This window comes from Pirellulales bacterium (assembly GCA_035499655.1).
Taxonomy (GTDB): Bacteria; Planctomycetota; Planctomycetia; order Pirellulales; family JADZDJ01; genus DATJYL01.
Map to the genome: position 1 here is coordinate 1 of DATJYL010000221.1, position 11,978 is coordinate 11,978.

At 51.8% G+C, this 11,978-nt stretch carries 11 protein-coding genes; 4 read left to right on the top strand and 7 right to left on the bottom strand.

Annotation, left to right across the window (positions count from 1 at the left end):
• Nucleotides 1-137: 137 nt before the first annotated feature.
• Nucleotides 138-1,409 carry a peptidase T gene (gene pepT, locus VMJ32_17265; protein ID HTQ40775.1) on the bottom strand — a complete coding sequence of 424 codons (1,272 nt, stop codon included), beginning with the start codon at nt 1,407-1,409 and terminating at the stop codon, nt 138-140.
• Between the two features lie 115 nt (nt 1,410-1,524).
• Between pepT and VMJ32_17270 the strand changes: the two genes are divergently transcribed.
• The gene (locus VMJ32_17270) at nt 1,525-2,088 is read left to right on the top strand and encodes a helix-turn-helix transcriptional regulator (protein HTQ40776.1); all 564 of its coding nucleotides are present in this window, start codon (nt 1,525-1,527) and stop codon (nt 2,086-2,088) included.
• A gap of 32 nt (nt 2,089-2,120) precedes the next feature.
• Here the strand turns inward: VMJ32_17270 and VMJ32_17275 are convergent, their stop codons facing one another.
• From VMJ32_17275 to VMJ32_17290, 4 genes are all read right to left on the bottom strand, one after another.
• Nucleotides 2,121-2,333, bottom strand: coding sequence for a hypothetical protein (locus VMJ32_17275; protein HTQ40777.1), 213 nt, complete (start codon nt 2,331-2,333; stop codon nt 2,121-2,123).
• A 129-nt stretch (nt 2,334-2,462) separates the two neighbouring features.
• Entirely contained in the window at nt 2,463-3,623 is a 1,161-nt protein-coding gene (locus VMJ32_17280) for a hypothetical protein (GenBank protein ID HTQ40778.1), read from the bottom strand.
• A gap of 85 nt (nt 3,624-3,708) precedes the next feature.
• On the bottom strand, nt 3,709-4,728 hold the full coding sequence (locus tag VMJ32_17285; GenBank protein HTQ40779.1) for a hypothetical protein: 1,020 nt from the start codon (nt 4,726-4,728) through the stop codon (nt 3,709-3,711).
• A 175-nt stretch (nt 4,729-4,903) separates the two neighbouring features.
• Nucleotides 4,904-5,089, bottom strand: coding sequence for a hypothetical protein (locus VMJ32_17290; protein HTQ40780.1), 186 nt, complete (start codon nt 5,087-5,089; stop codon nt 4,904-4,906).
• 190 nt (nt 5,090-5,279) lie between these two features.
• On the opposite strand from VMJ32_17290, the gene VMJ32_17295 reads away from it, so the two are divergent.
• A complete protein-coding gene (locus tag VMJ32_17295; GenBank protein ID HTQ40781.1) occupies nt 5,280-5,462 on the top strand; it encodes a CDGSH iron-sulfur domain-containing protein in 183 nt (60 codons plus the stop codon).
• Between the two features lie 50 nt (nt 5,463-5,512).
• Here the strand turns inward: VMJ32_17295 and VMJ32_17300 are convergent, their stop codons facing one another.
• On the bottom strand, nt 5,513-6,202 hold the full coding sequence (locus VMJ32_17300; GenBank protein ID HTQ40782.1) for a hypothetical protein: 690 nt from the start codon (nt 6,200-6,202) through the stop codon (nt 5,513-5,515).
• 446 nt (nt 6,203-6,648) lie between these two features.
• Here VMJ32_17300 and VMJ32_17305 point away from each other — a divergent pair, with 446 nt between their 5' ends.
• Complete coding sequence (locus VMJ32_17305) at nt 6,649-9,477, top strand: TonB-dependent receptor (GenBank protein HTQ40783.1); 2,829 nt, start codon at nt 6,649-6,651, stop codon at nt 9,475-9,477.
• Between the two features lie 17 nt (nt 9,478-9,494).
• Here the strand turns inward: VMJ32_17305 and VMJ32_17310 are convergent, their stop codons facing one another.
• A complete protein-coding gene (locus VMJ32_17310; GenBank protein ID HTQ40784.1) occupies nt 9,495-10,388 on the bottom strand; it encodes a cobalamin-binding protein in 894 nt (297 codons plus the stop codon).
• On the opposite strand from VMJ32_17310, the gene VMJ32_17315 reads away from it, so the two are divergent.
• Entirely contained in the window at nt 10,381-11,877 is a 1,497-nt protein-coding gene (locus tag VMJ32_17315; GenBank protein HTQ40785.1) for an aldehyde dehydrogenase family protein, read from the top strand. The genes VMJ32_17310 and VMJ32_17315 overlap by 8 nt on opposite strands.
• Nucleotides 11,878-11,978 lie beyond the last annotated feature (101 nt).

Here is an 11,978-nt window from a genome sequence, read left to right on the forward strand (position 1 = left end):
GTGCGTCAACTGAATACTGCCTTCCATGGCTTGGCCTCCAAGGTCCTGTTTGGTGTGAGAACCACAGAACTTACGGCCAAGCCTGTTTTCGTTGCCAGATCAAACTCCCCCGCGCTTCGATTCGCGAAAGGAGCTATTTAGATGCCGGCCCAAACTTGGACAAGTTCTACAAGCACCTTCACGGATAGCTCCATTTCCTCTAAACATGCCCATTCCAAAGGAGAGTGAGGATTATGCTGGCCGCAGGACAGATTGGGAGTCGGAAGCCCGAGTTCTGTCAGCCGGGAGCCATCGGTGCCTCCGCGAATGATGGTTAATTTAGGTTGTCTTCCCAGCCGTTCGAAGGCTTGTTGAGCCATGGCCACTGCGCGGGGTTCTTGCTGTAGTCCTTCCGCCATGTTGCGATATTGAGGAATGATTTGCACATCCACTTCCAAGCCTGGAAATTCGTTTTTGGTTTGTTCAATTGCCTGTCGTAGCTGATTTGCCAGTTCGGTGAGTTTGGACGTATCGAAATCGCGCAGCAGAATCCTTAGGGTTACCGCAGCCACGCCGCCGCCAATCGCGTAGGGATGCAAAAAGCCCTCGCGGCCGTCTGTCGACTCCGGCGAGCAAGCATTACGTGGAAGCCGGGAGATAAAGGCTGCCGCCGCGCGCACGGCATTCACCATTTTTCCTTTGCCGATCGACGGATGGATGTTCACACCTCGCAGCGTTACCACCGCCAAGTCCGCAGAAAATGTTTCCACATCAATTTCGTCTACACCGCGGCCATCCAGCGTATAGCAAACCACAGCATCAATCTGCTGCAAATCAACATGATCTACTCCGTGGCCAATTTCTTCGTCACAGGTGAACAGCACGCGCACGGGACCGTGGAGTATTTCAGGCTGTTCTTGCAAATGGGAAACGAATTCCATAATGACAGCGATACCTGCTTTGTCGTCGGCGCCAAGCAACGTGGTGCCATCGGTGGTAATGATGGTGCGACCAAGCAGGCCATGAAGGTCCGGATTCTCGGCGACGCGGATTACTTTAGTCAAATCGCCGGTCAAGATGAGATCGCGGCCATCGTATTGGCGTACCACCTGTGGTTTGACTTCGGCACCACTTGTTTCGGGTGAAGTGTCCAAATGTGCATTCAAAGCGATGGTTGGCGTCGCATGCTTCACGGTCGCTGGAACGGTGGCAGTGATAATGCCAAATTCATTTTGGACGCCGTCGTTCAGGCCCAGGGAGAAGAGTTCTTCGAGCAACATTCTACCGAGCGCCAATTGACCTGGCGATGAAGGATATTTTCCCGCGCCTTCTTGAGCAGTTGTGTCAATTTGGACATACCGCAGGAACCGTTTCAACAAACGCTCAGGATGGATCATACAGGACTCGTAGGGCAATTTGGACTCAAACATTCCGGGTCTCAGCGTGTGATTTACGGCACATTTTCACCACTTGACAGGACAAAATCCATAGGTGTACGTTTGTTCTAATTAGAACGAGTGCAATTTTAAACCCCGAGCAACGTTCATGATAAATAGTTATCACGGTTCCTTCGCCATTCATGCAGAAAACCTGCGTCGTTTAATGGCTCGGGAAGGACTTACCCTCACTGAGCTGATGCTTCGCAGCAGATTGAATCATCGCACACTCAAGGAGATATTGGCCGGACGTCGTCGGCCCCAGCCACGCACGCTGCATCGGTTGGCGGAAAGTTTGAACGTACCGGTAGAAGAGTTGTTTCAAGATCCGGCATTGCTGCGACACCGGTTGTTCGACCGTCGCACGAATCCGGCGGTCGATGAAGTTGTGACGGTTTATCCACAAATCTTTCATGGTTGGGCGCCCGCGGAATTCGACGAACTTTACAGCCGCTTTGGCACCGGAGGTTCGCTAACTCAGCAGGGCGCGCTGGATGCAGCACGCGCCATGAACCACCGCCGTGAATTGCTGACCAAGGCAACTCTGCTCTTGGAATCCAATGAGGGTGAGCTGCTCGAATCGATCCTGGAATTGCTTCATCGGCGTGTTGTCCTTGAGGCTCCCGGCCATACGAATTCTTTGAAGCCAGAGGAGGCGACCCAGGACTACTAGGAGCTGGATATTCGAATGGCCAACAAACGAAATTATGTCATCGCTTGCGACCGCACTTCAAATGGAGCCAGCCCAATTAGCTTTGCGTCGCACCAATCTACGGCTTCCTGCAGCGATTGAACATAGGCAGTCCACGAGACTGTTTGTCCGTCAATGGTGTAAGTGGGTTTGGGGTTTGCCCGTATGTCGGCCAGTTGTAGCAAAGTGAGCTGGCGGATGTTTTCGATTTGTTCAAGGTCGGTCATGGAATGGAGAGTTTGTTGAGGTCAAGTACGGGAAAAAAATAAAAAATGTGCAACCCGGAGGTGCGGGGCAGTCAATCGGGTGGCAGGACACACCTACCGGGCTGCAGAAAGATGCTGATGGGCAATTATTCAACCAGTATTCTTCACCACAAACCGTGGATTAATCACGGCGGCCGCACCGCGCTCGCTGGCTTTGAACCGCACGACAATATCGCTGCTGAAGTCGGCTTCGCTTCCCAGTGGCGATTGTGTGACTGTGATAGGCCAGTTTTCCATGTAGGCGAATGCCTTGCTGAAATCGCCAATGAACCACCACTTTTGGGCGTCGACGGAAGCCACGCCTGATGCAAGGATTCGCCGATACGCCAGCCGGCTTTCCACCACGCGGTAGTTGCCCAACGGATTGGAAGCCGTGGTCGCCGTATTAGCGCCAGTGGCTGTATAGGTGATTTCCGCAGCATTGAACACGCGATGGGCCGCGTGGCGATACGCGGGCATCACCAACACGGTGTTGGAGCTAACCAAGACCGGCTCGCCAGTATTGGGATCAAGGATATCGGCAAAAAGCTGTTCCGCAGCATCGACGTTAGTCCAATCGACCAGTGCATTGCTTGTTGCCACATTTGCCCAGGGAGTTGAAGACTGATAGGTATTGTAACTAACGCCGCGCCATTTGTAGTTGTTGGTGACGCCGATCAGCAGATCAAGCAATCGCTTCTCCTTATTCAGGCCCAAAATTTCTCCCACTTCTGATGCACGTGACAGCACCAGATGCGTGCGGTCGAAGAAAATGGCCTCCTTTGTGACCGGCACGATAAAACCTCGTTTGGTTGTAGAAGGCGTTTCAATATAATCTTCCCCAAAACCCAGACTTGGATAAGGCATGCCAGGAGGAACTTCGTCAATTTGATCGGCAATGCTTGCCACACCGGGAATTTTTTCGCCATCAAATCGTGTGGGAGTCGAATTCACAAGCCTCGACATGACGAAGGCATCCTGGGTGTATGCCTGCATAATTTTCGAGTAAATTACTTGACCGGTGATATTCAAAAATGCACTTACGTCGACACCGTCGGCAGCCTCCAAAACATTCACTCCACTGGTTGCGCTCGGGTCGAGAAGTCGGACCCATTGATGCCCGTCCGGCACCAACGTCTCTGCCAAATCACGGATGCTAAAGTCTTCCGGCCGCAAATGTTTCTCTCGGATTGATTCGGCCAGGTGTTCGACGGTCTTTGACGCACCGTCTAATTCGTAACGACGCTTGAGTTCGCGATATTTAATGCTCACGGAAAATCTCCTTTGGAAATAGAACGTTGGATTTTGTTAATGAAATCTTTTGGTGAAAACTAACTGCCAGTATCTAACAATCCGGCTACGCGGTGATCGCTCGGGCAAATGATTTAGCATCAAATACACCGCGCAGATCGAGTGTATTTTGGTCTCTAGAAAGGGGCTGCCGATGGATCACGCGAGGATCATGGCGCCAAAGGTGTGCACTGCCCAGCAATCGCACATGTTGTTCCACTAACCGGCGCATAGTTTGTTTATCCGGAGCGGAGAGAAGCGACTGTAAAAAAGTGCCGCTCACGATCGCTTTGGTTGTGGTGTCCATCGAATCTGGATCAGGCAAGCAATATTCGGCCAAAAGCGATCGCACAGCGGATCGCCGTTCTTCGACCGCTTCCTTCGCCTGCAATTGATCAATCTGCAAACGCAGTTTGGATATCTCGGTGGCCTGTTCTTGACATCGTTTTTCAAGGACACCGGATTGCTGCTCACATAGTGCAGACGATGAAAGCACAAGATCCGCTTTAGCAATTCTTTGACTATCGTGTGCCAGAGATGCAGGTTGGAGGCAGTCGTTCTCGGAAGGATTGGCGTTCCCGCAACCTAGGTCAGCTGTGGGATATTCTTCGAACAATCCGCGTGTGGTTGCTGGATCGGCTACGAGATCGACACTGTGGACTTGTAAGATTTCTTCAACCACAGTGATTTCTCCCTGACGACGTGTATGGGCCTGCACATTGTGTGAAAACCCAACGTTTTCTGGAGCTTGCTCGGCATCCCACATCAATTGCTCAGAGAGATAGTGCTTGGGATTAAAATGAAAATCTGCGAACAGCCCATCGCCCGGGCGATGCTGAACATTGCGAATTACCCCAATTCGCTCCTGGTAATCTCGTGGCGCGAGGGGATGGCCTTTGGGATGGTTCACATTCACTTTTGCACCTTCGTATAGGCCAACCGCGCGAGCCAGTGCATCAGGCAGGTAATCACGTCCATTGCGGGAGTGCGTACCCAGAATCTTGATGCCGCGGATCAGTCCAGCCTGGCGATCAACCCTCAAAGCCAGCCCACGCGAATCGCAATACTCTTGTAACAAGTCGTTCATGAGGTGTTCCTTTCGGCACAACAATGAAAAAAGCCCTGCAGGAATAATCCTGCGGTGGGCTCGTAAGGAAACCATGCGCCGCTAAGGCGCTGGCTCGTGTGCGATACCGTAATTTGTCAGGCAGTTGCCAATGATGTCTCTACCAAGCGACCGGCCCACTTCTGTCTGTCGAATACTATTTTTCAATCCTTTCCACGGCCCGGCGAAGATGCTGAATTGTGCCGTCTTGGATGACAAGTTCCAGCAAGGCTTTTCCGTGAAAGCCACGGCGAAGCGTTTCCGCCAGCAGTTCGGCCAAAGCCGCTTCCACTTGACTGATTTTCATCTGGTTTCCATGAGTAGGATTAAGCGTCAGTTGCATGGCGTGAAGTGTACATTGGAACAGTATCTGGTTCAAGATCGAATTGGGCCACTTGACGGTCGGCAGCGCTGCGCGTTAGACATGTAGTGCATTTCCTTGCAACAGCGCGCCGTTCCATCGGCGCTTATTTCAAATCCATTGGGGCCATCCAAACATGCCAATTATTATTCGCTGTCGTCCGAATGGTCCTTTGCTGGTCGAAGGCGAATTAGCGCTGCTCGATCACCAAGGTCAGGCTTTTCCACTTCCCGCAAACAAACCTGCCATTGCCTTGTGCCGTTGTGGGCATTCGAAGAACAAACCGTTTTGCGATGGCGCGCATAAATCCTGCGGCTTCATGGCAGAGGAATTGGCGCCGCAGAAAGCAGAATGAAAGCGCCGGTTGATGGGAGTTGAAAAGCAGCGGCTGCTTCTTTTCCCAAGCTATTGATTCACGGCGCGCTGAGGTTTAAGCTGCCGAAGCCCTTGCAGCAAAGTTTCAAGCTGTTCGTGTCCATCGTAATTTTGCCACACGATGAGGGCACACACTCCATTGTCGCTGAAAGTCGCCACCGATCCTTGACCGCCCGCTTTATCCCAGCTTTGCGGATTGATGGTTGATTTGATAGCGTCAACAAGAGAATCGAAATCGACAGTGCCAGTGGAGTTATAGTCGTGCAGAATTAGGTCACGCACATCATATAGACGTGTTTCGAACATCGAATCTGCCTTGGCTTTGGTTGTGAAAAGCAGAGTTTCGTTTTTGATCAGTGCGGCAAGTTCATATTGCGATAAAAGTAGATTCAAGGCCGAACGAAGCGTAATATCTTTAACGACCATCGTGACTTGCGTAGTCGTTGGATCAATTCCTGCCGCCTTGAGAGCGGTGTTGTCAACTTGAATCAGGATGTGATGTTTCTCGGCGATAGCTTGCATTGCATCGCTCAAGGGTACGCCTCGAAAATCGAACGATGTTTTATCGCTTAGCGCCTGCTTAATTGACTGTTCGCTCGAACTGGAAGTCGAAAGTGCTTTCGTCATCACGGAATCGTCCGCTGGGACTTCTGAAATAGCACTTAGCATGACGTAAAACGCAATTGACGACAGCAATGACAATTGGGTTTGACGAGCCATCGTTCGATACTCCTGGGTGATTTGCTGAAACGTTGACCGGGATCAGCGAAGTGAATTTTCATACCAGCCATTTCATTTTCAGATTACGCAGCGAACATCGAAATTGCAACTAAATAGCTTGATAACACTTAGAGCCAAGGGGAAAAACTTCAATGAACAGCACGAATTACCGAGGTTTTCGCCAAATTATTCGGTATTGTCATTGGGTTTTAAGCATCTCCGTTGGCGTACTATTGGAGGTGCTTAGCTAGCATTCTTGCGACTCGGGTCCGCACGAATGTTAAACCTTAACGATTGCGGTGGGTGCAGCACCTTTTCGGGCCAGATTGCAGCGCAAAGCAGGGCAGGACCGAATTTAACGATATTAACGGCTATGCCTTAAATCATGGCTGTACGACTTATTCGGTTTTATTCGGCATACAGCCTTCTGCCCACGGACCCATTGAATGCGTTGGACTGAGTCTGCATGGATAGCAGCTCTGTTAGTCTACCTTGCTGTAGGAAGCAGGGTACTTGCAGATGATGCGCGCATTGCGGCGTCCGATGCTCCCAAACAGACGATCAGGGAATTACCCATTAGCGCAATACAAACCATACCAAATCAAACAATTGCAGGGCAGCAGGCAGCTCCAGTGGACGAATTACCGCGTCAGAATGAAACATATTCGTCAAATGAGCTGCTCCGAATGCCAGCTTGGTGCCGTGACTCGATTGGTTTGCGAGTCGATTTCAATCCTTTTTACGATGCAAATTCTCCATCACTTCGTTTTGGAACCGACGTCGACTTGTGCAGTTCAATTGAAGTTCCCGGGCGCGAGTCAGCAACAGATGTTTGTAACCCGGCAACGCAACGTTATGGCGCTACCGCACCGATTGTGCATTTAGCTCGATTACCCGGAACTGCTTTGGAAACGGAGAACATTGAGTCAAAGGAAAATCGGTTCCTAATCGAAGCATCAACATCGTCTGAGCCAGCCACTACTGATGCTTCTGAACAGCGCGGCTTGCCACCTGCGCCATCGATCGACGAACAGCTTTGGCTTGATTTTCCTTCTTCACTTGAAGGCGGCATCTTTCTTGACCACGGCGTATTTCGTACGGCTATGCAGCAACCTTTAGCGCCCTTGCAGCCCTTGCAACCCGTGCAACCCCCGTCCATTACGCCATTTCAGCCAAGTATTCCTGGGGCATTTGAAACCCTGGGAACGACCTCGATTGCCGAATTGGCGGCCGCAGTCGGCGGAGGCCCGGCACAAGGGGTTAGCCAAGGCCAGGCACAGGCCATCGCTTCTACCGACATTGGTGGACTGCTCCAGTCTGCCAATTCGGTGCAAAGTGTGAACACCACTCGACGATCGCCCGTGGCGTTGGCTCCAAACGTTCGCGGATATGAATTCGGCCAGATTTATGCGCAGGCCACCGGCGCCTATTGGTTTCCGGTTCGTGAAGACCTTGACTCGATGCTTAGCAAAATCGATCCCGGCATGATTCAAGAAGTGGTCGTGATTCCTGGACCCTATGGTTTGCGCTATGGGCCAGGGCTGAGTTTTATTGACATCATTACTCAGGATACTCCGCGCTATGACGATGGGCCGGAAAGCAGTTACCGAGCCAACGGCGACATACACACCAACGGTGGTCAGCTCTATGGCCGTCTCACGGCCGATGGAGGCAGCGATGATTACGGTTACCGTATCAGTTACGGTCACCGTACGGGCAGCGATTTTGAGGCCGGCAATGGACTGTCGATTCCGTCTAGTTACGATACGGGCGATGTTTGGGCTCAATTTGGCGTTAGCACGAGCAAGTACGATCGCATCGAAGGCAGCTTCCTGCGATTGGATCAGAACAACGTGCAATATGCGGCGCAATTTTTTGACGTCGATACCCTGGGGACGTTCGGTACAACACTTAAAGCTGTGGATGAAAACCCGAATTCGCCTTGGACCCAGCTTAAACTGGAAGGTTGGTGGAATCGCACGCAATTCACTGGTTCGATTACTCCCAGCAAAAGCGATCCCAATTTTCCTGTGATTACTCGTGTGGAGTACGCACTGGATCAAGAGGTCGGCGGAACAAACACGCTGAATGGCAATACGTTCGGCGATAATGTTTCCAGCGGCGCGCGTGCCGTAGCACTTTACGGTGACGTGGACAATCAATATCTTCGCATGGGCATCGACTTCCATTTCGAGGAGCAAATGCTCCAGGAGAATTACGTGCTCACTAGCATGGGGTCTAGTTTGCCGCCTGTTACTCCATTTTCCACCAATCAGCCATTCGGGCAAATCAGCGATGGTGGGCTATTCGCTGAATATTGCATACCGGTACTCGATGGCTGGAAAACGACATTGGGTGGCCGTGTCGATTGGGTGAACACCGGCGCCGATCAGAACGAGCTTCGACCTGATACGAATTTGGATGCCGACGAATTGCAACAAAGCAACGTGCTCTACGCATATTACGTGACCAATGAGTTCAAATTCAACGATGCCTGGAAGCTGAATGCGGGTTATGGTTACGCCCAGCGACCGCCAACTCTTACAGAGCGCTACGCAGATGGCATCTTCCTTGGCTTGCTTCAGAGCGGGTTCACTCGCGTGATTGGCGACCCTGCTTTGAAACCGGAACGAGACTTTCAGGTCGATCTAGGCTTAAGCGCAGACTACGACAATTTTCATGCCAGCGTGACGGGGTTTTATGCTTGGATCGTTGACTATGTAACCTTCGAAGGTGATGCAGTGGTGGATTTTTTCGATGCGAAGTTGGTCAACTTTATCAATACCCCGTTGGCAAGCTTAACGGGGTATGAAGCCACGGCTGATTGGGATTGGTCGCCCTGGTTGACCCCGTTTGTAAAGTCGAAGTATGTTCAAGGTGACAATATTTCGTTGGGCGCTCCATTGCCCTCGATTCCGCCATTGGAAGGTACGGTTGGTGTCCGTTGGCACGATGCTACCCAGGAGAAAAAGTGGGAAGTGGAGGTAGGTGAGCGGATGGTAACTGCGCAAAACCGTTTAGGCGCGATCATACTTTCCGGGGCCCCGGAGACGGTTGAGGAAGCTACTCCCGGGTTCTGCACAACGTATATTCACACTTCCTATAACTGGACGAAGAATTTGAGTTTAGTGGCCGGCATCGACAACGTTTTCAACCGCACATACCAGGAACATCTGGACTTGCGATTGCTTGGCCCCACGGGATTTCCTGCTCCGCCTACCCGCGTACTTTCCCCCGGCATTTCCCCCTTCTTCGGATTTGATTGGACGTTTTGAACCGGGAGCCGCAGGTCCTAGGAGAGAGACAATTGAGCGGTGTGAACCAGTTTGGCTAATAACTCCAGACTGTCTACAAGCCGTGGCCCAGGCCGATTGAAATACGCATTGCCATCCAGTGCGAACACGTTTCCCTTTTTAACGGCTGTCAGATAGTTCCAGCCGTGGCGCTGGCTTAAAGTAGCGACCTCGGCTTGTGCACGGATTTGATCAAAGCCGCAAGGACAAACGACGATCAACTGTGGATCGAACTGGCATAATTCTTCCCAAGTTCGATAGCGGCTATGTTCACCAGGCAACGTTAGTTCGCATCTGCCGCCGGCAATTTTGATCAATTCAGGCACCCAATTCCCGGCTAGCATCAGCGGATCAGTCCACTCGATTATCGCAACTCTTGGTCGCTTCGGTCGCGGAATTGCCGATGTTGTAGAACGAATTAAGTCAATTCGCTGTTCCAAGCCGGCCACTAGTTTCTTGGCCTGCGCCGAAAGTCCCGTTGTTTCGCCCAAACGGATTGTGTCTTTCAATACGTCATTGAGCGATTGCGGATTGAGAGAAAACACTTGGGCATCTCGTAACCGAGGGTCGCTTTTCACGGCTTCTAGCACGTCGGCATATCGTACCGCGCAAACGTCGCATTGAGCCTGTGTCACGATCAAGTCGGGTTGCAATTTAGACAGGCGCACCGCGTCAATTTCGTAAAGTGGTTTGCCATTCGATAAAAGGCTGCGAACTTGTCCGTCGATTTCACTGCTCCCAGCCGTGGCATCCACATGGGAGCGAGTAATTCGTGGCAACCGAAGGCACTCCAAAGGCCAATCGCATTCGTGGCTAACCGCCACTACAGAATCGCCTAATCCGAGCGCATACAGCATTTCCGTGCCTGCAGAGATAAGTGATGCAATGCGCATAAAAATCGCTACCCTAGCCGGTCTCAAAAGATCGCTCAATAATGGTGAAAAGGGAATACCCGGAGAATCTGTTATGAAAATGTTCGTTGCCGGGAACTGGATTGACAAGCCCCAACAAATAGAGGTGCGCAATCCATTTGACGGTTCGGTGGTTGACACCGTGCCCAAAGCTGATACCGCGGATGTAGATCGTGCCTTAGCGGCAGCTTTGGAAGGGGCTCGTTTGATGCGGGCGTTGCCCGGGTACGAGCGCTTTCGGATCCTTCGTGCCACGGCCCAGCTTATGCACGGGCAAAGTGGTCAGCTTGCGCGCACCATTTCGCTGGAAGAAGGTAAGCCGATTCGTGAATCGAGGGTCGAAGTTGCGCGGGCTATTGAAACAATGGAGCTTTCGGCTGAAGAAGCCAAACGCATTGGCGGGGAAGTGTTGCCCATGGATGGCGCCAGTAACGGTGCCAGGAAATTAGCGTTTACCTTGCGTGTCCCTTGCGGCGTGGTGGTGGCAATTACGCCGTTCAATTTTCCGCTCAACCTTCCGTGTCATAAAGTTGGCCCGGCACTAGCAGCCGGCAATGCCATCGTGCTCAAGCCCGCCAGCGACACGCCGCTGGTCGCACTTCGGCTTGTGGAAATTTTGTTAGAAGCCGGATTGCCTCCTCAAGTCGTTTCGTGCTTGACCGGCGGGGGAGAATCGCTCGGCGAAGCATTGTGTACCGATTCGCGTGTACGGAAAATAAGTTTCACCGGTAGTCGTGAAATCGGAGAGAAAATTATCAAGTTGGCTGGGCTCAAGCGAGTGACGATGGAGCTGGGCTCCAATTGCCCGCTGATCGTAATGGATGATTCCGATTTGGACCATGTTGCTCAAGGGATTTCCGTCAGTGGTTATTCAAACGCTGGCCAAACATGCATTTCCACACAGAGAGTATTGGTGATGCGAAGGGTCTATGGTGATTTGATTGACATGTTGCAACCCAGGGTTGATGCCCTGAAGTACGGCAATCCTTTAAATGAGACGACAAATCTGGGCCCTATGATTCGCGAACGAGATGCCGCTCGAATAAACCAATGGATTGACGAGGCCGTGCGTGATGGCGCTCGATTGGTAACCGGTGGTCGATACGATGGCACTCATCATGAAGCGACCATTGTTGCAGACGTGAAAAGCAATATGCGAATCAGTTGTCAGGAATTATTTGGCCCGGCCGTGGCCGTCACTGCTTGCGACAATTTTGCTGAAGCCATCCGATTGGCCAACGACACAAACTATGGGCTGAGCGCAGCGATATTCACTCGAGATTTAGACCGCGCGATGCAATTTTGCCGCGAAGTTGATTGCGGCAATTTACACGTCAATGGGGGACCGCAATGGCGAGCTGATTTGATGCCTTACGGCGGTCTGAAGGAGAGCGGGCTGGGGAAAGAGGGGCCACGCTACGCAATCCAAGAAATGACGGAAACCAAAACCGTTGTGCTCCACGGCGTCTGAGCGAGGCATTTCCTTCTCCCATTGTTTTATTTGCCAGCCGCTGTTTTCTTGGAGGGCGTGGGGCTCTCCTGTGCCTTTAATGAATTGCTAGGAACCGGCGT